Below are 22,984 nucleotides of genomic sequence, written 5' to 3'. Positions count from 1 at the left end.
GAAAGCTCGTCGTCACCGCGAACGCCATGCTCAAAGCCGATCGATGCTGGACGCAATCTCCAGCTTGATCATCACGGATACTCTAGCCCTCAAAACCCGCCGGTTCCGCCCAATCCGGGTGCACCCAGGCCATCGCCTTGAACAGCGTCCCCATGGCATCCCCGGCGGTCAGGCGCAGGCGGGCTGCCTCCACCTCCTCGGCGCGGGCCGGCGTCGTGCGGGCGAGCTGATCGGCGCGGGCGTCGATGCCCAGCCGGCGCAGGAAGGCGCCCTGACCGACCGGCCCCATCACCCGAAGCCCCGCCTGCCGCGCCATATTGCCGATCATGGTGAAGTCGACATGGGTGGTGAGGTCGCTTTCGCCCGGCTCCAGAAAGGGGTCGGCGAAGCGGTGCGCTCGCACCGCCTGCAACGTGTCCCCCAAGGCCGGCCCCTCATAGCCATAGTCGACGATGATCGCGGCGCCGCCCTGCCGGGCGATCCTGTGCGCGAGTTCCAGCGCGACCGCGGCCCCGGCCAGCGGCGTTTCCAATATCGCGCCTTCCGGCGCTTCGGCGGCGAGGGCGGGGATGCCCGACTCGACGCGGCGATAGCCAGCCATGGGCGCGAAACGATCGGGTTGGCCCGGATCGGGGCAGATCACCACCCGTTCGCGCCATTCCTTTCCGCTGCGCACGATCTGGCGCACGGGCAGCGCGTCGAAAAATTCGTTGGCGACGACCAGCAGCGGCCCCTGTTCGGGCAGGCTGGAGACAGTGTCGTGATGGAAGATGTTGGGGATGATCGTCCTTTGCCGCTCCCGCAGGCTTGGGCTGGTCTCCACGAAATGCACCCGTGGGACGAGCGACAGGCCGGCCATGGCCCGGAGGGCATCGGAAGCGAGCGTGCCGCGCCCGGGGCCTAGTTCGACATAGCCGATCTCCGGCCGGCTGCCCGACCGCATCCAGACGTCCGCCAGGCACAGTCCGACCAGTTCCCCGAACATCTGGCTGATCTCCGGCGCGGTGGTGAAGTCGCCGGCGGCGCCCAGCGGGTCGCGAGTGCCGTAATAATGCTGGTTAGCCTCCGCCATATAATGGGCGATGGAGATCGGCCCGCCCGACGCGATCTGGCGCGCCAGGCGTTCCGACAGGCTGGGTTCAGCTGACACTCGCGCTGCCCGCGACCGGTTCCACGCGCACGCGGCGGCTCCTGGCGGTGAAGATCAGGTACAGGCCGCCCAGGATCATCGGCACGCACAGCCACTGGCCCATGTGCAGGCCGGTGCGCGCGGCGAATTCCATGAGCTGCGCGTCGGCCTCGCGGAAATATTCGACGCCGAAGCGGAAGATGCCATAGCCAAGCAGGAAGATGCCCACCAGCATGCCGGGCTTGTAGCGGGCGCGGGTCTTCCAGAAGGCGAAGGCGAGGATCAGGAACAGCACTATGCCTTCCAGGAAAGCCTCGTAAAGCTGGCTCGGATGGCGGGGGAAGGCGCCGCCGGTCGGGAAGATAATCGCCCAGGGCACGTCGGTTTCCTTCCCCCACAGCTCCCCGTTCACGAAATTGGCGAGGCGGCCGAAGAACAGGCCGAAGGGCACGCAGCAGGCCACGAAATCATGGATGCGCAGCCAACTGAGCTTCTCCTTGCGCGCCATGTAGAGGATGCCGAGCGACACGCCGATGGCCCCGCCATGGAAGGACATGCCGCCGTTCCACAGCTTGAAGATGTCCAGCGGATGGCGGAGGATTTCGGGCTGGTAGAAGAAGACATAGGCCAGCCGCCCGCCGATGATGATGCCCAGCGTCGCATAGAAGATCATGTCGTCGGCATGGCGGCGCGCCATGGGCGAACCGGGCTGGGCGATCAGCTTCAGCAGATACCAGTAGCCGATCAATATACCCGCCAGATAGGCGAGGCTGTACCATTTCAGCGTGAAGAAGCCGAGGTCGAGCGCGACAGGGCTAAGGCCGAGCTGGTCGAAGCGGATGGCCCCCGAAGCGGCGGCGGCAAGGTCAAGGATCAAGTTGGCGTTCCCCTTGGGAAATTCGGCCCCCGCCATAGAGCAAGGTGGGGGACGGAGGAAAGGGAGGAAGTTGACGGGGCCGGTTCATGAAGTCCGAACGACGTTCCCGGCCATGGTGGTGGCAAGTTGCGGCGGCCTTGAGACGGAAAGGGCGCCACTCGACCAGACAGGGGGCTTTGCATGCGTCAGGACCGACCTTGCAATCCTGCCTTCCCCAACGAGGGATCGGGCATCCCCGCCATCCGACCGTCCTCACCCCTTCGAAATCCGCCAGCGCCGGGAAACCTGTTTCCACAAACGGCAAACCGAAATTCAGCCCCCGATCTTCGCCCGCGCAAAGGCGACGAGCGAGCCGAACGTCTCGAACGTATCGCCGTCTATATCCTCGTCCTCGATCAGGATGCCGAAGCGGTCCTCCATCTCGGTGAGCAGGCCCGCAACGGCCATGGAGTCCAGTTCCGGCAGCGCGCCGAACAGCGGCGTATCCGCATCGAAGGCGTCCACCCGGTCCTGCGACAGGGCCAGCACATCGCGCAGCAAGGCGCGCATCATCGTTTCAATATCCATTGCCCGGTCGACCGGTTGTGCATTGTCCGCCCGCATGATGGGCGCCTACCTAGTCGTTCCGCCGCTAACCTACAAGCGCCGAAATGGCCGCACGCGCGGCGGGCAGCCAGACCGAAGCGCGTCGGGGGTTGAAGAAATCCAGCCGGTAGAGCGTTTCCCGTTCCTCCATCCAGTCGGTCTTGTAGCCATTGTCGCCCGTTCCATAATCGATCGTCGCGACATGATCGCGATCGATGGCGTGCGCGAACATCGCATGGCTGAGCAGGCTGCCGGGGGAGGCGCCGTCGAACGCCTGATCATGGGCCAGCTTGTGAATGAGGGCGGTGCCGTTCTCCACCGTCCACAGCTGGGTCGCCACTGGCTGCTCCTCCAGCCGCGCAAAGCCCAGCCGGAGCGTCCCGGCGGCGCTTTCCCGCTGGGCCAGCGCATGGAGAAAGCCGAGATCGGCCTCCGGCTTCTTCCAGCTTCGTTCCTGCACGGCGGCATAGTCGCGCCACAGCGCCTCGGTCAGCCGGTCCGCGATGCTGAGGGTGAAGCGGCTCGCGCGGTTCTTGCGCGCGATCAGCGTACGCAGGCGGCCGGGCCGTTGCGCCCAATATTGCTCGAAAGTCCGCCCATTCAGGTGCAGCATATGCCGCCCCCCCATCGGCCGCCGGACGCTGAACCAGCCTGCACGGCGAAAGGCGTCGAGCAGCATGTCCGACGCGGCCGTGACCGGATAGAGGTCGATCTGGGCGCTGTCCGTCAACAGAGACTGGGCGATGACTTCGATCAGGCGACGACGGACGGTCTCGTCCGAAGGGCCAAGGAAGACCGGCCCCCAATCGAAGCTGTACCAGTTGGCGAGCGCGCCCAGCCGTCCCGCTCCGGACGAAAGCAGGAAAAGCCATGCCTGACACTCCCCCTCCAACGCCTGGAAGATGCGGACGTCCGTCGTGGAAAAGCAATGCGCATGGAGCGATTCGAACCAGTCGATGCGGTCGAACAGCGACGGCGTGCCGGCGCGGTCGAGCGCTGAACCCAGCACCTGACGCGCTTGGGCGACGCTGCGATATTCCCTTGCGACCAGCAAACCATTATCTCCCCGTCGACAGCATCGCCTTTAGGAAAAAAGTCTGGAGATGGAGTTAAGCGATTCCCCCGCGCCCATGGCGGCCCCCATGATCGACGGCGCGCAGGTGCGGCCGATCGACCATCTGCTGCTGCGCGGCGACGCGGAACGGCCCGCGCTGGACGGGCGCTCGGGCACGCAAAGCTATGCGGAGCTGGAAGCGACATTGGGGCGGCTGGCGGCATGGCTTGCCCGATTCGGGCTGGACAAGGGCGCGCGAGTCGCAAGCTGGGTCGCAAAGGGCCCGGTCGCGGCCCTGATGCCGCTCGCCGCGCCCCGCGCCGGGCTGGTCCATGTGCCGGTCAATCCGCTGCTCAAACATGCCCAGGTCGCGCACATATTGGCGGACAGCGGCGCGTCGCTGCTGATCGGGACGGCCAGCCGTCTGGCGACCCTGACGCCGGGCGACGTGCCGGGGCGATGCGACCTGCACCGGGAGGATGATGCGGCCTGCGCGATGAGCGGCGGGGAGGCGCTGGCCCCGTCCCATGCCGCGCCCGACGAACTGGCCGCAATCCTCTACACCAGCGGATCGACCGGGCGGCCCAAGGGCGTGATGCTGAGCCACGCCAATCTCTGGCTGGGCGCGGTGTCGGTGGCGGAATATCTGAAGCTGACGGCGGACGACCGGACGCTTTGCGTGCTCCCCTTCAGCTTCGATTACGGGCAGAATCAGCTGTTTTCCACCTGGTTCGCCGGCGGATGCGCCTGTCCGCTCGATTATCTGACGCCGCGCGACGTGGTGAAGGCGGTGGATCGGTGGGACATCACCACCCTCGCGGGGGTGCCGCCGCTCTGGGTGCAGTTGACCGAACTGGACTGGCCCGCCGATGTGGCGGCGAAGCTCAGGCGGCTCACCAATAGCGGCGGCGCGCTGACGCGGCCCCTGGTGGCGAAGTTGCGGGCGCTGTTTCCGCGCGTGGACCTCTACCCCATGTATGGACTGACCGAGGCGTTCCGCTCGACCTATTTGCCGCCCGCGCTGGTGGAAAGCCGCCCCGACAGCATGGGATCGGCCATTCCCCATGCGGAGATACTGGTCGTTCGCCCGGACGGTTCGATTGCGGGCGACGATGAGCCGGGTGAACTGGTGCATTGCGGGCCGCTGGTGGCGCAGGGCTATTGGCGCGATCCGGCGCGCACGGCGGAACGGTTCAAACCGGCGCCCGTCGCCTCCCGCTATGGCGGCATGGCGGTGTGGTCGGGCGATACCGTGCGCCGGGATGCGCAGGGACTGCTTTATTTTGTCGGACGCGATGACGCCATGATCAAGTCCGCCGGCAACCGCATCAGTCCCACGGAGGTCGAGGAAGCGGCCGTCGCGGTGGAGGGCGTTGCCGAAGCGGTTGCGCTGGGCGTCCGGGACGATCGTCTGGGGCAGGCGGTGCTGTTGCTGTTGCGCGGCGCTTCGCCGGAGCTAAAGGCGCAGGTGGAGGCACGGCTTCGGCAGGAGCTTCCCAATTTCATGCAACCGCGCGAGATCGTCATGCTTTCCGAATTTCCCCGCAATCCTAATGGCAAGATCGACCGCGTGGCGCTGGCGAAGGAATTCGCGGCATGAAGCCGATGGGACCGATCCCGCCCTTCTTCACCGGGGAGGAGGGCATGTTGCTGATCGGCGGCTGCGGCGCGGCGAGCCTGGTGGAGGAGGCCGGCGACACGCCGCTGTTCGTCTATGACATGGGCATGGTCGAGGGGCAGGTGCGGGCCTTCCGCGACGCCATGCCCCCTACGCTGTCGCTCCATTATGCGGTGAAGGCCAATCCCCATGCGCCCTTGCTGGAGCGCATGGCGAAGCTGGTGGACGGCTTCGACGTGGCGTCGGGCGGGGAACTGGCCCGGGCGCTGGAGGCGGGGATGGACGCTGCCCATATCAGCTTCGCCGGGCCGGGAAAGCGCGACGATGAACTGATCGTCGCCATAGACAGCGGCGCGACGATCAACCTTGAGTCGGAGGGGGAGGCGCGGCGGGCCATCGCCCTTGCGGAGCGGCGGGGCAGGACGCCGAAGCTGGCGGTGCGGGTGAACCCGGATTTCGACCTGAAGGGGTCCGGCATGCGCATGGGCGGCGGCGCCAAGCCCTTCGGCGTGGACGCGGAGCGTGCGGCGGCGCTGGCGCGCTGGGTGATCGATGCGGGGGGGCAATGGCGCGGCTGGCATATCTTCGCCGGCAGCCAGGCGCTGGGGGCGCAGGCGCTGATCGAAACGCAGGCGGCGACCATCGATCTCGCCACCCGCCTGTCCGACAGCATCGGCGCGGTGCCCCCGCTGGTCAATCTGGGCGGCGGCTTCGGCATTCCCTATTTTCCCGGCGACGAACGGCTGGACATCCGGCCCATCGGGGACGCGCTGGGCCGGCTGATCGACGGGCGGGCGGACATATTGCAGGACAGCGCCTTCGCCATGGAACTGGGCCGCTGGCTGGTGGGGGAGGCGGGCGTTTACCTCACCCGCATCGTCGATGTGAAGAAGAGCCAGGGCGAAACCTTCGTCGTCGTCGATGGCGGGCTGCATCACCAGCTCGCGGCGAGCGGCAATTTCGGCACGGTGGTGCGCCGCAACTATCCCATCGCCGTCGCCAATCGCTTCGGGGAAGCGCCCGCGGCGGAGGCCGTAACGGTCGTGGGCTGCCTCTGCACCCCCATCGACAGGCTGGGAGACAAGGTCGCGTTGCCGCCGGTGGAGGAGGGCGACCTGATCGCGATCTTCCTGGCGGGGGCCTATGGCGCCTCGGCCAGCCCGGCGGCTTTTCTCGGTCATCCGGCGCCTCGGGAACTGCTGATCGGCTGATTTTAATCAACTGATTTGCCAATAACTTAACTCCTAACGCTATTTTTACCCTTTCGGGGCAAGAAGGCCGTCGAAGCTGAGTGCTTGACGGTTGCCGGCGCCTCCCTTTGGCGGCTGTCGGCGCGGCCGCGAAAAGGGGTGAATCTATGCGTTTCCTGTCACTTTCCCGTGCGTTGATCGGCATGTCCCTGCCGGCTCTGGCTCTTTCGGGCTGCGCTTCGGGCGGGGGCGCGCCCAATCTGCCGCCGGCGTCCTTCGTTTCGACGCAGGAGGGGCCGGGCGAGGAATATGTGATCGGGCCGCTCGACGATCTCACCATCTTCGTCTGGCGCAATCCCGATCTCGGCGCGAAGGTGCAGGTGCGGCCCGACGGGCGCATCACCACGCCGCTCATTTCCGACATGCCGGCGGTCGGCAAGACGCCCCGGCAACTGGCCGACGACCTGAAGGTGGCGCTGGGCAAATATATCGAAAATCCGCTGGTGTCGGTGATCGTCAACAATTTCTCCGGCACCTTCAGCCAGCAGGTGCGGATCGTCGGCGCGACCGAAAAGCCCGCCTCCATCCCCTATCGCGCCAATATGACGCTGCTCGACGCGATGATCTCGGTCGGCGGCCTTTCCGAATATGCGGCGGGCAACAGGGCGAAGCTGGTCCGCTTCAACAAGGAAACCGGCAAGCAGCAGGAATATCAGGTCCGCCTCGGCGACCTGCTGAAGCGCGGCGACAGCAAGGCGAACGTCATGCTGGCGCCCGGCGACGTCATCATCATTCCCGAAAGCATGTTCTGACATGGCGGCGCTGGTCGACGAACTGCTGGTCATCCTGCATGGCCTCTGGCTCCGCCGCTGGCTGGCGCTGGGCGTGGCCTGGGGCGTGTGCCTGGCTGGCTGGCTGGGCGTGGCGCTCATCCCCAACAGCTATGAATCCAAGGCGCGGGTCTATGTGAACACCCAGTCGCTGCTGGAGGACAAGGTGGGCATCACCCAGGTCCAGGCGCAACAGGACCTCGACAGGGTGCGCCAGACCCTGGCCAGCACGGCCAACCTGGAACGGGTGGTGAAGGAGACCGATCTCAACCGGACGGTCGACGGGCCGCGCGACCTGGCGGCGAAGATCACCGGATTGCGCGAGACCATCACCGTGATGGCGCAGCTTGACCCCAGCATGATCGACATCAGCGCCACATGGGCCGATTCCGGACTGTCGGACGGCGCCAATGCGCGCATTTCGCAACAGATCGTGCAGAAGCTGGTCGACATCTTCCAGGAAACCAACCTGTCCTCCGACAAGGTGGAGACGCGGCAGAGCCTTGCCTTCCTCGACCAGCAACTGGCGGCGCGGGGCAAACAGCTTGCTGCCGCCGAACAGCGCCGCGTCGAGTTCGAGCAGCGCTATGCGGGCATGCTGCCGGGCGCCGGATCGATCGGCCAGCGCATGGACGCCGCCCGGTCGGAGATCAACAGCATCGATTCGCAACTCGTGCAGGCGCAAAGCGCGCTGGCGGCGATGAACGGCCAGTTGGCGGGCACGCCGCAGACCTTGCCGGGCGTCGGCGCTTCGGGCGGGCCTTCGGCGCTGGCCCAGGCGCAGGCGGACCTTGCGTCGATGCGGGCGCGGGGCTTCACCAGCAGCCATCCCGACGTGATCGCGGCGCAGCGGCAGGTGGACCTGCTGCGCGGGCAGGGCGGCGGCAGCGCGGGCAGCACGCCCAATCCCGCCTATCTTTCGATCAGGTCGATGCAGGCGGAACGCGCCGCCACGGTGCAGGGGCTTTCCGCCCGCAAGGCGCAGTTGCAGGCGGACCTGAACGCCATGGCTTCGCGCCAGACGGATGAACCCGGCCTCGCCGCCGAGCAGGAACGGCTCGACCGCGACTATCAGGTGCTCAAGACCCAATATGACAAGATGCTGGCGGACCGCGAGGAAATCCGTCTGCGCGGCGATGTGAAGTCGGAAACCGGATCGGTCCAGTTCCGCGTCATCAATCCGCCCAGCCTGCCGACCGCTCCGGCCGCGCCGAACCGGCCGCTGCTGCTGCTGGGCGTGCTGATCCTGGGCCTGGGCGCGGGCATCGGCACGGCCTTTGCCGTGGCGCAGCTCAAGGGTGGCTTTCCCAATGCGGCGCGGCTGGAAAAGGCGCTGGGCGTCTCCGTGATCGGATCGATCAGCCAGACCGTCAGCGCGGCGCAGCAGGCGATGGAGAGGCAGCGGATGAAGTGGTTTGCAGGCGCCAGCGGCGGCCTTGCGGCGCTGTGCCTGCTGCTGATCGTCATTGAATTCGTCCAGCGCGGGCTGGCTTGAGGAGGGACCGGATATGAACAGGCACAAGTCCCTTTCCGGCGGATCGCTGATCGAGCGGGCGACCGAAATCTACGATTTCAGCGCGGCCCTGCGCGGGCGCGCGGCGCCCGCGGTCGAAGTTCCGGCGGGCGAACCCGTGGTGGAGGCCGCGCAACCCGCGCCCGCCGCCGTCGAAACGCCGGTCCCCGAAACGCCGGTCCCCGGCTATCGCGCGCCGGACTGGACCGGGCCGGTACAGCCGATCGACCGCATCGCGCTGGTCGAGGCGGGCTATCTGCTGCCCGACGGCCCCGTCACCGCGATGAGCGAGGAGTTCCGGTTGCTCAAGCGCGACCTGCTGGCCGAACTGGCGGGCAATGCGCGGGGCAACCGGGTGCTGGTCTGCTCCGCCCATAGCGGGGAGGGCAAGAGCTTCTGCGCGATCAACCTGGCGCTCAGCCTGGCGGCGGAGAAGGATCGCGAAATCCTGCTGGTCGACGCCGATTTCGGCAAGCCCGGCATCCCGCAGGCGCTGGGGCTGACCGCAGGGCCGGGCCTGATGGACGCGCTGGCCGATCCGGCGATTGCCATCGAGGATTGCGTGCTGCGCACCGATATTCCCTCTCTCTCCGTGCTCCCGGCCGGACAGCGGAGCAACAACGACACCGAATATCTGGCCTCCGCGCGGACAGAAATGCTGCTGGGCCGCCTGACCGAGGGACGGCCCGACCGCATCGTCCTGTTCGATTCGCCGCCCCTGCTGGCCGCTTCTCCTGCGGCTGTGCTGGCCGGCCACGCCGCCGTCGCGCTGCTGGTGGTGCGGGCGGACAGGACGACGGAAGGCGCGCTGCGCGATGCGGCCGGACTGCTCAAGGGCGCGTCCAAGGTGAAGCTGCTCCTGAACGGTGTGAACTTCGCCAGCGGCGGACGGCGTTTCGGCAGCTATTATGCGCATGGCCATGATGGGGAGCATGCGGGCTGATGATCTCTCGCCTAGCCCTTCTTCTCGCGGGGATCGCCCTGGCCTCGCCCGCCCTTGCGCGGGACGAGCAGCGCAAGGTCGACGTCACGCCCTATCTCGGCATCGACCAGGTCGTGGTCGCGCCGATCCAGGGCGGCGGCGACGTTCTGACCTATACCAACGTCACCGCGGGCGTGACCGCCAGCGTGCAGACGCGGCGGCTGGAAGCCGCTACGGACCTGCAATATGCACATAGCTTCGGCTGGGGCGATGACCTCAGCGATCAGGACATCATCAGCGGGATCGTCAGCGGCCAATATGGCCTCGCGCGCGGGCTGTCGCTGAATGCAGGCGGCCTGGCGACGCGGGTCCGCACGGACGGGTTCTCGGGCGCGTCGGTGCGCAATGACGGCTATAGCAGCCAGGTCTATGCAGGCTATGTCGGCCCGTCCTATGTCACGCGGCTGGGCGATCTGGACATCAGCGCCTCCTACCGGCTCGGCTATGCGCGGGTCGAGGATGACGTGAATGTCGATTTCCCCGGTGCGCCTCTGGGCAATGGTTTCGCGGAATCGACCACCCATGACCTGATGGGTTCCGTCGGCGTCGGGCCGGGGGTGTGGATGCCGCTGGGCCTCGTCGCCAGCGCAGGCTACAGCCGGGAGGATGCAAGCCAGCTCGACCAGCGGTTCGAGGACAAATGGGCGCGGCTCGACGCCACCCTGCCGGTATCCCCCACGCTCGCCCTGATCGGCGGCATCGGTTATGAGAAGATCGAGATCAGTCAGCGTTCGCCCTTGCTCGACGGCAATGGCGTGCCGGTAATCTCCTCCAGCGGCCGCTACGTCACCGACGACAGTTCGCCTCGCCAGCTCATCTATGATTTCGACGACATCATCTGGGATGTCGGCGTGCTCTGGCGGCCGAGCCACCGCACCTCGCTGACCGCGCGGGTGGGCGAACGCTATGGCGGCATGACCTATTCGGGCAGCTTCATCTGGCAGGGCCGGGACAAGTCGTTCGCCCTGGTCGTGTTCGACGGCATCGACAGCTTCGGGCGCGTCATCACTTCCGATGTGGCGGCGCTTTCGGGCAGCGACCTCAATGTCGTGCGCAATCCCTTCACCGGCGATTTCACCGGCTGCGCCTTCTCCACCAGCGGGGGCGGGCAGTGCTTCAACGATGCGCTGGCCGGGGTCACGGGGGCGAATTTCCGCTATCGCGGCGTGGCGGCCCAGTTCGCGGCGGAGCGCGGGCCCTGGGGCATGGGTGTCGGCCTTGGCTATTCGCAGCGCAAGTTCGTGACGCCTTCGGGTGAGACGGTGCTGGTGCGCGGCACGCGGGACCAGAACTGGTACGGCAACGCCTCGCTCACCTATCGCGTCGACAGCCAGTCGAGCATCGATACGGCCGTCTATGCCAATTATTTCGACGCCAGCGGCAACCGGCTGGACGTGCTGAACCTGGGCGCCTTCGCCAGCTATTACCGGCTCGTCACGCGCAATCTGCAGGCGTCCGCCTCGGTCGGCGTCGACAGTGCCAAGGCGGACAATCTGGACGCCGTCATCAACGCCATGGGCCAGCTTGGCCTTCGCTATACATTTTAAGCCAATGCCCCGTCGGGTGGAGAGATAGTCATGTACGACCAGTTCTACGGATTGCAGGGACGCCCGTTCCAGCTGACGCCGGACCCGCATTTCTATTTCGAGAGCGCGACCCATCGCAAGGCGCTGTCCTATCTGGGCTATGGCCTTGCGCAGGGAGAAGGCTTCATCGTCATCACCGGCGACATCGGCGCGGGCAAGACGACGCTGGTCGGGCACCTCATGAACACCATCGACCCGTCGCGCCTGACGGCCGTGAAGATCGTCTCGACCCAGGTGGAGGGCGACGACATGCTGCGCCTTGCCGCGCAGAGCTTCGGCCTGGGCGTCGACGGCATGCCCAAGGCGCAGATACTGAAGCAGATCGAGGGCTGGCTCCATGCGCAGGCGCGAGCGGGCAAGCGGTCGCTGCTGATCGTGGACGAGGCGCAGAACCTGCCCATTTCCGCGATCGAGGAATTGCGGATGCTGTCCAACTTCCAGTTGGGCGGGCAGTCGCTGTTGCAGATATTCCTGCTGGGCCAGCCGGAATTTCGCGACCTGCTGAAATCGCCGGAACTGGAGCAGCTTCGCCAGCGGGTGATCGCCACCCATCATCTGGAACCGATGATGCGGCGGGAGGTCGAACCCTATATACTGCACCGCCTGTCGCTGGCCGGATGGCAGGGCGATCCGCAATTCACGCCGGAGGCTTTCGCCGCCATCTATGCCGCGACCGGCGGCGTGCCGCGCCGGATCAACGTGCTGGTCAGCCGCGTGCTGCTGCTGGGTGCGCTCGACCAGCTTTCGGTGATCGATGCCGAAGTGGTCTATGCGGTGGTGAACGACATGGGCGCGGACGCGGACGTAACGCCGGAACCGATGGCGCACAGCGTGCTGGACGATGCCGGGGAACTGGTGGACATGCCTGCTGCCGTGCCGTTCGCGGCCGACCCCGCGGTTTCCGACGAGGTTGCGTCCTTGCGCGCCGAGGTGGAGGCGCTGCGGGCCGCCAGCCCCGGGCCGGCCACGGACCTGCTCGATGAGATCGCTTCCCTGCGGGCGGAGATCGACACACTTCGGGCCGAGAACGACTTTGTCCGCAGCGCGCCGAGCGTCGATCCCGAAGCGCTGAAGGACTGCTTCGCGCTTGTCGAGGAACGGCTTTCCACGCTGGAGTTCCGCGTGACGGAGCAGGACACGGCGCTGCGACGGGTGCTGACGCTGCTGGTCGAATGGGTCGAGCGCGAGGAAAGGCTGGGCGAAACGCAGCAAAGCGCCGCCGCCTGACGGACCCATGCTGAACGCCCTATCCGTCGATGTCGAGGACTGGTTCCAGGTCGGCGCTTTCGAGCGCACGATCCGGCGCGAGGATTGGGCGGGCCTGACCCATCGCGTCGAGCGCAACACCGATGCGGTGCTGGCGCTGTTCGAGGAGGCGGGGGTCAGCGCGACCTTCTTCACGCTTGGCTGGGTGGCGGAGCGCTATCCGGCGCTGATGCGGCGCATCGTCGCGGCGGGGCATGAGGTCGCCAGCCATGGCTACGACCATAAGCGGGTCTTCACCTTCGACGGGGCGCAGTTCCGCGCCGACCTGCGCCGGTCGCGGGCGATCCTGGAGGATGCGACCGGCCAGGCGGTGACGGGCTATCGCGCGCCCAGCTTTTCCATCGACCGGCGCAATCCCTGGGCGCATGAAGTGCTGGCGGAGGAAGGCTATGCCTATTCCAGCAGCGTCGCGCCGATCCGGCACGATCATTATGGCTGGCCCGAAACGCCGCGCTTCGCCTGGCGGCCGGTCAAGGGATCGCCGCTGGTCGAACTGCCCGTGACCACCGCAAGGTTCGCGGGGCGAACGCTGGCGGCAGGCGGCGGCGGCTTCTTCCGGCTGCTGCCCTATGGTTTTTCGCGCTGGGCGATCCGGCAGGTGAACCAGCGGGATGGGCGGCCGGCGATCATCTATTTCCATCCGTGGGAGATCGACCCCGGCCAGCCGCGCGTCGAAGGCGCGCCGTTGCGCTCACGGGTTCGGCATTACAGCAATCTGTCGGTCATGGCGGCCAAGCTGCGTCGTCTGACGCGGGACTTTTCATGGACCCGCGTGGATGCGCTGGCGGCGCAGGAAGCGGAGCGGGCGGCATGATGGCGGGGGAAATGCTCGTCACCGCGCTGGACCTCGACGATCCGGCGCAGCGGAGCGCGGCGGATAAATTCGTGATGGCGCATCCGGCGGGGACGCCCTTCCACCGGCCGGCCTGGTTGACGGGCGTGGAGCGAGGGACCGGCAATCGGGCGCACATGCTGGCCGCCGTGGCGCCTTCGGGGGAGATGGCCGGGCTGCTGCCGCTGCATCATGTGAAAAGCGCCCTGTTCGGGCAGGCTCTGGTGTCGTCGGGCTTCGCCGTCGACGGCGGCATTCTCGCCAGCGATCCGGCGGCGGTGCCTGCTCTGGCCGCAGCCTGCGAGGGCATGGCGCGGGACGGCCGCATCGCCTCGGTCGAAATCCGCGGCGGTCCGGCGCCGGGCAAGGGCTGGGCGCTGCATGAGGGCAGTCATCTGGGCTTTGCGCGCCCTATTGCGGCGGATGATGAGGCGGAACTGCTCGCCGTGCCGCGCAAGCACCGGGCGGAGCTGCGCAAGGCGCTGGCCAATGACGCGCTGCGCGTCGAGATCGGGCGGGAAGCGCGGCATCGACAGGCGCATTACCGCGTCTATTCGGAAAGCGTGCGCAATCTCGGCACGCCGGTCTTCCCGGCACGGCTGTTCCGCGAAGTGCTGGCGGCCTTTGCGGAGGATGCGGACATATTGGCGGTCTATGAGGGGGAACGGCCGGTTTCGGCGGTGCTGACCCTCTATCATCAGGGGCGGGTCATGCCCTTCTGGGGCGGCGGCATTGCGGATGCGCGGCGGCTGCGGTCGAACGAACTCATGTATTTCCGGCTGATGGGTCATGGCCGGGCGCGGGGCATGCGCGTCTTCGACTTCGGCCGTTCCAAGACAGGCAGCGGACAGGCGGCGTGGAAGAAGAGCTTCGGCTTCGACCCCGTGCCGCTTTCCTATCATAGCTGGTCGGCCACGGGCGAGCGGCGGGACATCGATCCCAACAGCCCGCACTATCAGCGGCGGATCGACCTCTGGAAGAAGCTGCCCCTGCCGGTTGCGAACCTCATCGGACCGCTCATCGCGCGGGGGCTGGGGTGAGGGGGGACATCCTCTTTCTCTGCCATCGCATCCCCTTTCCGCCGGATCGGGGCGACAAGATCCGGTCCTATCATCTGCTGGAGCGGATGGCGGAGGTCGCGCCCGTCCATGTCGGCTGCTTTGCCGACGATGCGCGGGACATGGGCTTTGCCCCCGACATGGCGAAGCTGACCGCCAGCCAGTGCGTGCTGATGCGCGACCGCTCGCGCATCATGGCGGGCCTCAAAGGACTGGCGAAGGGGCAGCCCTTGCTGGTGTCGCTGTTCGATCATCCCGATCTGCATCGCTGGGTCGCGAAGACGCTGGCGGAACGGCCCATCGCGGCGGTCGTCACCTATTCGGCGCAGATGGCGCATTTCGTGCCCATGCTGCCGGACGGGGTGCGCTTCGTCATGGATTTCGTGGATTTCGATTCGGCCAAATATGCCGCTTATGGCGCGCAGGGCTCCGGCCCCATGGCCTGGATCAACCGGCGCGAAGGGCGCATGCTGCTGGACTTCGAGCGGAAGGTGGCTGAACGGGCCGACCTCTGCGCCTTTGTGAGCGAGGCGGAGGCCGCGCTGTTCCGGCGCGAAAGCGGGCTCGGCCCCGATAGAATCGTTGGCATCGACAATGGCGTCGCGCTGGACTTTTTCGATCCCTCGGCGGATTTCCCCGCCGTGGATCGGCCGGACGGGCGACTGCTCGTCTTCACCGGCCAGATGGACTATCGCCCCAATGTCGAGGCGGTGGAGAGCTTTGCCCGCGAAACCCTGCCCGCGATCCGTGCCCGCTGTCCGCAGGCGCTTTTCGCCATTGTCGGCCGCAATCCCACGAAATCGGTGCAGGCGCTGGCGGCTTTGCCCGGCGTGATCGTGACCGGCGCCGTGCCCGATGTCCGCGGCTGGCTGGCGGCGGCGGACGTGGTGGTGGCGCCGCTGCGGATCGCGCGGGGTATCCAGAACAAGGTGCTGGAGGCGATGGCCATGGCGCGGCCCGTCGTCGCCTCCCCCCAGGCCGCCGAAGGGATCGACGCCCACGATGGCGAGCACCTGCTGATCGCCGCCGACCCGGGGCAGGAGGCGGAGACGCTTCTTGCGCTGCTCGCCGATCCAACCCGCGCCGCGCGCCTTGGCCATGCGGCGCGATCCCGGATGGAGGAGCGCTACCGCTGGTCCGCGACGCTGGCGAAGCTGCCGGACATGCTGTTCGGATCGCCGGCCGCCGCCGACATGAGGGCCGCGTGATGGAAGGCGCGCTTCCCATGCGGCCGGAGGTGAAGCTGTCCGGCTGGCGCGGTCATCTGACGGCGTTCGCCATCATCGCCGGCACGATCCTGGCGCTGTTCCACCGCGACCTGCTGGGCATGATGGCGATCTGGTGGAACGCCTCGACCTATGGCCATTGTCTGTTCGTGCCGTTTCTTGTCGCATGGCTGGTGCAGCAGCGTTTGCCCGGCCTGCGCCGGCTGGAGCCATGCGCCTGGGCGCCGGGGCTTGTCTGGCTGGGGCTGGGCGCTTTCGCCTGGATGCTGGGCGCGGCGGCGGGCGTGGCCGTGCTGCGGCACGGCGCGCTGATCCTGATGTTGCAGGGTTCCGTCATCGCGCTGCTGGGACCGGCCGTGGCGCGGGCGCTGCTCTTTCCGCTGTTCTACGCCTTCTTCATGGTGCCCTTCGGGGAGGAGATCGTCGCGCCCCTGCAACTGGTGACGGCGCATATCAGCATGATCCTGCTCGGCCTGACCGGCATTCCCGCGCAGATGCAGGGCATCTTCATCACCACGCCCAATGGCTATTTCGAGGTGGCGGAGGCCTGTTCCGGCGCGAAGTTCGTGATCGCCATGACGGCCTATGGCCTGCTCGTCTGCAATGTCTGCTTCACCAGCTGGAAACGGCGGGTCGCCTTCATGATCGGCGCGCTTTCCCTGTCGATATTGGCGAACGGCGTGCGCGCCTTCGCCACCATCTTCGTCGCGGAAGTGACCACCATCGATGCGGCGGCGGGCTTCGATCATGTGGTCTATGGCTGGCTGTTCTTCGCCGTCATCATGATCGTGGTGATGGCGATGGCCTGGCCCTTTTTCGACCGGCAGCCCGGCGATCCCTGGTTCGATCCCGAACATCTGCGCCATGAAGGCCATTCTTCGCCGGGCGCCGTCGCGGGCGGCGCGCTGGCGATGATCGTAGCCGCGCCCCTGTGGCTGGCGGCGAGCGCCGCGGTGGGCCAGCCTCTGCCCGGCGCACCCGCCATGCCGGAGGTCGAGGGCTGGGTCCGAAGCGACGAACCGCCGCTCCCGCTCTGGCGGCCGCGCTTCGACGGCGCCGATTATCTGGCCATGGCGAGATACCGCAATGCGGAGGGACAGGTGGTCGACCTCGCCATTGCGACCTTCGACCGGCAGGATGAGGGGCGCGAACTGGTCGGCTTCGGTCAGGGCGCGGCGGGCACCGACAGCGGATGGACCTGGTCGCAGCCCGCCGCCGCGCCCGAAAATGCGCGCGGCGAGCAGATCACCGGCCCGGGCCGCCTCGTGCGCCATGTCGTCAGCTTCTATGCCGTCGGCAAGGGCCAGCCCACCGGCAGCGCCCATCTCGTCAAGCTGGAGACGATGAAGGCGCGCCTGTTGGGCACTGACCAGCGCGCCGCCGCCATCATGGTTTCGGCAGAGGAACGGGCAGGCCGCCCTTCGGACGCCGCCATCGCCGCCTTCCTCCATGATCTGGGGGATGTGAAGGATTTGGCTGACCGCAGCCTCCGAACCCGCTAAGACCCTTCGAATGTGCGGAATTGCGGGCATTTTCCACCTTGAAACGGCCAAGCCGGTCGATCCGGCGCGGGTCGGGCTGATGCTGGACGCCATGCCGTGGCGCGGGCCGGACGACAGCGGCATCTGGACCGCGCCCGGCGTCGGGCTGGGCCATCTGCGCCTCTCGATCATCGATCTGGGCAGCGGCGCGCAGCCCATGCTGACGGAGGATGACAGCCTGGCCGTCGTCTTCAACGGCGAAATCTATAATTTTCGGGAAGTCCGCACGGAACTGGAGGCCAAGGGCCACGTCTTCCGCACGCATAGCGATACGGAGGTCATCCTGCACGGCTATCGCCAATGGGGCGAGGCCTGCGTAGAGAAGTTCAACGGCATGTTCGCCTTCGCCCTGTTCGACGCGCGGGCGCAGGCGCTCTGGCTGGTGCGCGACCGGCTGGGGGTGAAGCCGCTCCATTATGCGCTGCTGTCCGACGGCAGCCTGATCTTCGGTTCGGAACTGAAGAGCCTGCTCGCCCATCCCCTTTTGCGGCGTGCGCCGGACCTGTCGGCGGTCGAGGATTATCTCGCTTACGGCTATGTGCCCGACGACGCCTGCCTGGTCGCGGGCGTGCGCAAGCTGGGCGCGGGCGAGACGCTGCGCATCGTGCGCGGGCGGCCCCTGCCGCAGCCGCAGCGCTATTGGGACGTCAGCTTCGCCGACCGCAGCAGGGCGAAGCCGGAGGCGCTGGAGGAGGAACTGGTCGCGCTGATGCGACAGGCGGTCCGATCCCGGATGGTGGCGGACGTGCCTCTGGGCGCCTTCCTGTCGGGTGGAGTGGACAGCAGCAGCGTCGTCGCGCTGATGGCGGAGGCGTCGAAACAGGCGGTCAAGACCTGCACCATCGGCTTCGACGTCAGGGAACTGGACGAGACCGCCTATGCCGACAGGGTGGCGCGGCGCTTCGCCACCGACCATCGCACCCGCATCGTATCGCCCGATGATTATGGGCTGATCGACACGCTGGCGCTCCATTTCGACGAACCCTTTGCCGATGCTTCCGCGCTGCCGACCTACCGGGTGTGCGAACTGGCGCGGGAGCAGGTGACGGTCGCGCTCTCCGGAGACGGCGCGGACGAGGCCTTTGCCGGCTATCGGCGGCATCGGTTCCAGATGCAGGGCGAAAGGCTGCGCTCGCTGATCCCGGCTTCGGTGCGGCAACCGCTGTTCGGGACTTTGGGCCGCTGGTATCCCAAGGCCGACTGGGCGCCCCGGCCCCTGCGCGCGAAATCGACCCTGCTCGAACTGGCGGGGGAGGGCGGGGAAGCCTATGCCGCATCGGTCGGCGTGACGCCCCATGCGCTGCGGCAGCGGATGTTCAGCCAGGACATGAAGACCCGGCTCGGCGCCTATCGGGCGGAAGATCGCTATATCAGGACCATGGCGGAGGCGCCCGCGCGCGATCCGCTGGACCGGGCGCAATATGCCGACATTCGCATATGGCTGCCGGGCGACATCCTGACCAAGACCGACCGTATGAGCATGGCCGTCAGCCTGGAGGCGCGGGAACCCCTGCTTGACCACCGGCTGGTCGAGTTCGCCGCGCGGCTCCCCGTGGCGCAACGGATTCGCGGGAACAGCGGCAAATATCTGATGAAGAAGGCGATGGAGCCTTTCCTGCCGCAGGACATACTCTACCGCCCGAAAATGGGCTTCGTGACCCCGATCAGCGCCTGGTTCCGTGGACCCTTGGCCGGGGAGGCGACAGCGATCGCCGGAGGATCTGCATTGGCGAAGACCGGCTGGTTCGACGCGAAGATGTTCGGCAAGATCGCGGCGGATCACAAGGCCGGGCTGGCCGATCATGGGCGGCTGCTGTGGCAGTTGCTGATGCTCGACAAGGCTTTGGGAAGGTTGTTTGCGCTTTGATCCGGACGATGCACGCCCCTGCGAAGGCAGGAGCCCGATCGCGAGGTCAGAGCCGGGTTCCTGCCTTTGCAGGAACCTGTTGATCTCCATTCAAACTCTTGAAAGCTGCTCCGACCAGTGCCAACGGAGCGGACACGCCAAGCTGATCAGGGTCCATAAGTGACAGTCTCCAAGGAAATATTGCGGGTGCGCCTGTACCTGCTGTGTCTGCTGGGGGACATGGCGGGGCTTTTCCTGTCCTTTCTGCTCGCCAATTATCTAGTGCTGGGCGCATGGCTGGGCGAACCGGGCAAGCCGCACGGCATCGTCATGTTCGCGATGATCGCGCCGCTTTACGTGCTGCTCGGCGTGCAGGGCGGCGCCTATGGCATCCATATGCTGGAGGATCTGCGGCGCGGCATTTTCCGGGGGTTGATGGCGCTGGCGCAGGCGGCGATGCTGATGCTGCTGATCGTCTATCTGGGGAAGATCGCGGAACAGCTTTCGCGTCTGACCTTCATCGTCGGCCTGGGCATTTCGGCAGTTGGCGTGGCGGCCGTCCGACTCGCCATCGGGCGGCTCGGCGCGCATCTGCTGGGCGAGGTGCCGCATCTGACCGTGGTCATCATGGACGGCGTGACCATCGACACCGGCCCGCACATGCATGTGATCGAGGCTGGGGCAGCCGGCCTGCAGCCCAAGGGGCATGACGCGGACATGGCGGCGCGGCTCGCCGCCGCCGTGGGCATGGCGGAACGGGTGATCGTCGCCTGCCCGATGGAGCGGATGGACGACTGGTCGGTGGCGCTCAAGTCCCTGTCGGCGCGGGGCGAGATCGTCGTGCCGGAACTGCTGCGCTTCGCCCCGGCGCGGGTGGACGAGTTCGACGGTCAGCCGACGATCATCGTCGCGGGCGGGCCGTTCCAGTTCCGCGACCGCCTGATCAAGCGATTCTTCGACATCGTCGTCGCGACGGCGGCCACCATCGCGCTTTCCCCGGTGCTGATCGCGGCGGCGCTAGCGGTGAAGCTGACCAGTCCCGGCCCGATCATCTTCCGCCAGCCGCGCATCGGCCGCGACGCGCGGCCGTTCAACATCTATAAATTCCGCTCCATGCGGACGGAGGCGAGCGACCGGAAGGCCGACAAGCTGACGGCGCGCGATGACGATCGGGTGACGGCTGTGGGCCGTTTCCTGCGCAAGACCAGCATCGATGAGCTGCCGCAACTGTTCAACGTGCTGCGCGGCGACATGAGCATCGTCGGCCCGCGCCCCCATGCGGCCGCCGCGAAGGCCGGCGACCGCCTCTATTGGGAGGTGGACGAGCGCTATTGGGAGCGGCATTGCATCAAGCCGGGCATGACCGGACTGGCGCAGGTGCGCGGCCATCGCGGATCGACCGACCATCATCAGGACCTGATCGACCGGCTCCAGTCGGACCTGGAATATGTCACCAAATGGTCGATCTGGCGCGACCTGCGCATCATCGTCGCGACCATCGGCGTGCTGGTGCACCACAAGGCCTATTGAGGGATGGGCCGGTTGACGGACAGCATCGACCTGATCGCGGCCCTGGCGCTGCTGCTCTCGTTGGTGGCGGTGGCTTGGCCGTTTCTCTTCTACCCCCTGATCCTGCGCCTGCTGCCGACAAAGGCGGAGCAGCCGGCCGCTGGGCCGCCGCCATCCGCATCGCTGCTCTTCTGCGCTTATAATGAGGCAGCGGCGATGCCGGAAAAACTAGCCAATCTGGCGATGTTGAAGGCGCGCCATCCGGCGCTGGAAATACTGGCCTTCGACGACGGCTCGTCGGACGAGACGGCGGCGCTGATCGAAGCGCGGGGCGATCTGGTGACGCTGCTGCGCGGGCCGGGGCGCAGCGGCAAGGCGCATGGCATGAAGCTGCTGGCGGCGCGGGCGCAGGGCGATGTGCTGATCTTCACCGACGCCAATGTGATGCTGGACCCCGACGCCATCGACAATCTGCTGGCGCGCTATGCCGATCCGGACATCGGGGGCGTGCTGGGGGCCCTGCATTATATGGGCGACGGGGAAAGCGCCACAGCCTCGGTCGGGTCGCTCTACTGGCGGATCGAGGAACGGTTGAAGGACGAGGAATCGCGCACCGGCAATGTGCTGGGGGCAGACGGGTCGATCTTCTCCATCCGGCGGGCGCTCTATCCCGACTTTCCCGACAGCGTGCTGGACGATCTGACGGTGTCGATGGCGGTGGTCTTCGCCGGCAAGCGGCTGGTGAAGGCGAAGGACGTGATCGCCCGGGAGCGGCTGGTGGCGGCGCGTGGCGACGAATATCGGCGCAAGGTGCGCATCGCCGCCCGCGCCTGGCATACGCACAGCCATTTGCGGCCCCAATTGCGACGGATGCGCGGGGTCGACAGGTTCAAATATGCCTCGCGCAAGATCGTGCGATGGTTCGGCGGTCTCTTCATACTGACGGGGATCGTCGCGGCGGGGACGCTGGCGATGCGGATTTCCCCGATGCTCTACATGGTTGGCGGGCTGACTGGGGTATTCATCCTGTGGCGCGGGCTGCGGTCCAGGGGCGGACCCTTCGCGGCGGCGGTGGACATCGTGCTCGCCTATTTCGCGACCTTGCAGGGCGTGGCCAAGGCGATGACGGGACGAACCGTGACTATCTGGAACCCCGCCAAGTCGCGCTGATTCCCGCCTTTGCGGGATGTCGGGCCTGATGGGCCACGCACAACGGAATCGCTCGCCAAAGCGGCGGCATATTGTATAGGCCGGTGCCAACTGCTTTTTGGAGCCAAGGCGTGATCACTTTCCAGCGGGTGGCGAAAGCCGCCGGCAAGCATCTGACCCGGACAATGCTGGCCGTGCACAAGGCCATGGGCGCGCGGGCGAACCGGGCCTGCCCGGCCTGTGGGCAGGCGGTGGTGGGGTTTTTCCGCTATGGCGACAATGCCGAATGGGGCTGTCCGAACTGCGGCGCTTCCCCGCGCGAACGGTTGATGAACCATCTGATCGCGGGCCATGTGCTGACCGTGCCGGAACAGGGCGCGGTGCTGCACATGGCGCCCAATGAAGGCAGCCTGGTGCGCCGCTTCTCCACCGCCGCCGACTATACCCCCGCCGATCTCGATCCCGGCCGCTACCATGTGCCGAACATGCGGCGCGTCGACCTGATGGCGCTCGATGCCAGCGACCGCTACGACCTTTTCTATGCCAGCCATGTGATGGAGCATGTGCCGGACGATCATGCCGTGCTGCGCAACATCCATCGCGCGCTCAAGCCCGGCGGCGAAGCCTGGCTGATCGTCCCGTTATGGGACAGACCGACCGAGGATGGCAGCTTCGACATGCCTCCGCGCGAACGTGAACGGCGTTTCGGCCAATGGGACCATGTGCGCCAATATGGCCCGGATTTTGCCGACCGCATCCGGGCCGCCGGCTTCGATCTGGAGGAGATCGACGCCAGCGCCATCGACGCCGATACCCGGCATTATTTTGCGCTGGACGACAGGCTGTTCCGCGCGCGCAAGCCGCTCGCGACCGGCGCCCGGTGAGCATGCCGCCCGGCAGCGCGCTTGCCCGGATGGAGGGGTCGGCGCGCATCCTTGCCCTGATCAAGCTCGCCAATGTCGGGCTGACCCTGATCTGGGGCTTTGCCGTCACCTATGTGTTCGTGCGCGCCCTGCCGCTGCGCGAGTTCCAGTCCTTCCTGCTGCTGGTGGCGTTCGGCAATTTCACCATCTCCGCCGAGTTCGGCCTGACGAGTATCGTCTATGCGCGGCTGCGGCGGCATTGGTTGGGGAATGTGGGGTCGGGGAATCTGGGGCCGGCGAATTTGGGGCCGGGGAATTCAAGACCGGGCC

19 protein-coding genes and 1 pseudogene are annotated in these 22,984 nt (G+C 67.0%); 16 read left to right on the top strand and 4 right to left on the bottom strand.

What is annotated here, in order from left to right:
- Positions 1 to 82 precede the first annotated feature (82 nt).
- From K7W03_RS21595 to K7W03_RS21580, 4 genes are all read right to left on the bottom strand, one after another.
- Positions 83 to 1,150 (bottom strand): class I SAM-dependent methyltransferase, encoded by a 1,068-nt coding sequence (locus tag K7W03_RS21595; protein WP_222887283.1) that lies wholly within the window; start codon positions 1,148 to 1,150, stop codon positions 83 to 85.
- Positions 1,140 to 2,042 (bottom strand): prolipoprotein diacylglyceryl transferase, encoded by a 903-nt coding sequence (lgt, locus tag K7W03_RS21590; RefSeq protein WP_173664357.1) that lies wholly within the window; start codon positions 2,040 to 2,042, stop codon positions 1,140 to 1,142. The genes K7W03_RS21595 and lgt overlap by 11 nt, the downstream gene beginning before the upstream one ends.
- A gap of 276 nt (positions 2,043 to 2,318) precedes the next feature.
- The gene (locus K7W03_RS21585; RefSeq protein WP_025549642.1) at positions 2,319 to 2,609 is read right to left on the bottom strand and encodes an acyl carrier protein; all 291 of its coding nucleotides are present in this window, start codon (positions 2,607 to 2,609) and stop codon (positions 2,319 to 2,321) included.
- 28 nt (positions 2,610 to 2,637) lie between these two features.
- Positions 2,638 to 3,645 carry a GNAT family N-acetyltransferase gene (locus tag K7W03_RS21580; protein WP_061936224.1) on the bottom strand — a complete coding sequence of 336 codons (1,008 nt, stop codon included), beginning with the start codon at positions 3,643 to 3,645 and terminating at the stop codon, positions 2,638 to 2,640.
- A gap of 49 nt (positions 3,646 to 3,694) precedes the next feature.
- On the opposite strand from K7W03_RS21580, the gene K7W03_RS21575 reads away from it, so the two are divergent.
- The 16 genes and pseudogenes from K7W03_RS21575 to K7W03_RS21500 form a co-directional block, all read left to right on the top strand.
- Positions 3,695 to 5,245: an acyl-CoA ligase (AMP-forming), exosortase A system-associated gene (locus K7W03_RS21575; RefSeq protein WP_226870380.1), complete on the top strand. Its 1,551-nt coding sequence runs from the start codon at positions 3,695 to 3,697 to the stop codon at positions 5,243 to 5,245.
- Entirely contained in the window at positions 5,242 to 6,474 is a 1,233-nt protein-coding gene (locus K7W03_RS21570) for a pyridoxal-dependent decarboxylase, exosortase A system-associated (RefSeq protein ID WP_222887282.1), read from the top strand. Before K7W03_RS21575 ends, K7W03_RS21570 begins: the two co-directional genes overlap by 4 nt.
- 146 nt (positions 6,475 to 6,620) lie before the next feature.
- The gene (locus tag K7W03_RS21565; protein WP_044661858.1) at positions 6,621 to 7,265 is read left to right on the top strand and encodes an XrtA/PEP-CTERM system exopolysaccharide export protein; all 645 of its coding nucleotides are present in this window, start codon (positions 6,621 to 6,623) and stop codon (positions 7,263 to 7,265) included.
- Between the two features lies 1 nt (position 7,266).
- On the top strand, positions 7,267 to 8,778 hold the full coding sequence (locus K7W03_RS21560) for an XrtA system polysaccharide chain length determinant (protein WP_025549647.1): 1,512 nt from the start codon (positions 7,267 to 7,269) through the stop codon (positions 8,776 to 8,778).
- A gap of 13 nt (positions 8,779 to 8,791) precedes the next feature.
- Positions 8,792 to 9,739: a P-loop NTPase gene (locus tag K7W03_RS21555; protein WP_222887281.1), complete on the top strand. Its 948-nt coding sequence runs from the start codon at positions 8,792 to 8,794 to the stop codon at positions 9,737 to 9,739.
- Positions 9,739 to 11,325 (top strand): hypothetical protein, encoded by a 1,587-nt coding sequence (locus K7W03_RS21550; RefSeq protein ID WP_222887280.1) that lies wholly within the window; start codon positions 9,739 to 9,741, stop codon positions 11,323 to 11,325. The genes K7W03_RS21555 and K7W03_RS21550 overlap by 1 nt, the downstream gene beginning before the upstream one ends.
- Positions 11,326 to 11,355: 30 nt before the next feature.
- The gene (locus K7W03_RS21545; RefSeq protein ID WP_222887279.1) at positions 11,356 to 12,591 is read left to right on the top strand and encodes an XrtA/PEP-CTERM system-associated ATPase; all 1,236 of its coding nucleotides are present in this window, start codon (positions 11,356 to 11,358) and stop codon (positions 12,589 to 12,591) included.
- Between the two features lie 7 nt (positions 12,592 to 12,598).
- A complete protein-coding gene (locus K7W03_RS21540; protein WP_048575352.1) occupies positions 12,599 to 13,444 on the top strand; it encodes an XrtA system polysaccharide deacetylase in 846 nt (281 codons plus the stop codon).
- Positions 13,441 to 14,502, top strand: coding sequence for a FemAB family XrtA/PEP-CTERM system-associated protein (locus K7W03_RS21535; RefSeq protein ID WP_222887278.1), 1,062 nt, complete (start codon positions 13,441 to 13,443; stop codon positions 14,500 to 14,502). Before K7W03_RS21540 ends, K7W03_RS21535 begins: the two co-directional genes overlap by 4 nt.
- A complete protein-coding gene (locus K7W03_RS21530; RefSeq protein WP_222887277.1) occupies positions 14,499 to 15,728 on the top strand; it encodes a TIGR03087 family PEP-CTERM/XrtA system glycosyltransferase in 1,230 nt (409 codons plus the stop codon). The genes K7W03_RS21535 and K7W03_RS21530 overlap by 4 nt, the downstream gene beginning before the upstream one ends.
- The gene (gene xrtA / locus K7W03_RS21525) at positions 15,728 to 17,248 is read left to right on the top strand and encodes an exosortase A (RefSeq protein ID WP_222887276.1); all 1,521 of its coding nucleotides are present in this window, start codon (positions 15,728 to 15,730) and stop codon (positions 17,246 to 17,248) included. The genes K7W03_RS21530 and xrtA overlap by 1 nt, the downstream gene beginning before the upstream one ends.
- A 10-nt stretch (positions 17,249 to 17,258) precedes the next feature.
- A complete protein-coding gene (locus K7W03_RS21520) occupies positions 17,259 to 19,154 on the top strand; it encodes an XrtA/PEP-CTERM system amidotransferase (protein ID WP_222887275.1) in 1,896 nt (631 codons plus the stop codon).
- Positions 19,155 to 19,373: 219 nt separating this feature from the next.
- On the top strand, positions 19,374 to 20,663 hold the full coding sequence (locus K7W03_RS21515) for a sugar transferase (protein WP_226870382.1): 1,290 nt from the start codon (positions 19,374 to 19,376) through the stop codon (positions 20,661 to 20,663).
- Positions 20,664 to 20,666: 3 nt separating this feature from the next.
- Positions 20,667 to 21,812 (top strand): glycosyltransferase family 2 protein, encoded by a 1,146-nt coding sequence (locus tag K7W03_RS21510; RefSeq protein WP_222887274.1) that lies wholly within the window; start codon positions 20,667 to 20,669, stop codon positions 21,810 to 21,812.
- Positions 21,813 to 21,922: 110 nt separating this feature from the next.
- Positions 21,923 to 22,675: a class I SAM-dependent methyltransferase gene (locus tag K7W03_RS21505; protein ID WP_222887273.1), complete on the top strand. Its 753-nt coding sequence runs from the start codon at positions 21,923 to 21,925 to the stop codon at positions 22,673 to 22,675.
- A 29-nt stretch (positions 22,676 to 22,704) separates the two neighbouring features.
- Positions 22,705 to 22,984 (top strand): annotated as a pseudogene (locus K7W03_RS21500) (hypothetical protein); the annotation flags it as partial.

The sequence above is a fragment of the Sphingobium sp. PNB genome (genome assembly GCF_019873065.1).
GTDB classification, from domain to species: Bacteria; Pseudomonadota; Alphaproteobacteria; order Sphingomonadales; family Sphingomonadaceae; genus Sphingobium; species Sphingobium fuliginis.
Note: the sequence above shows the minus strand (reverse complement) of the source record. Positions and strands in the feature narration are given on the sequence as shown.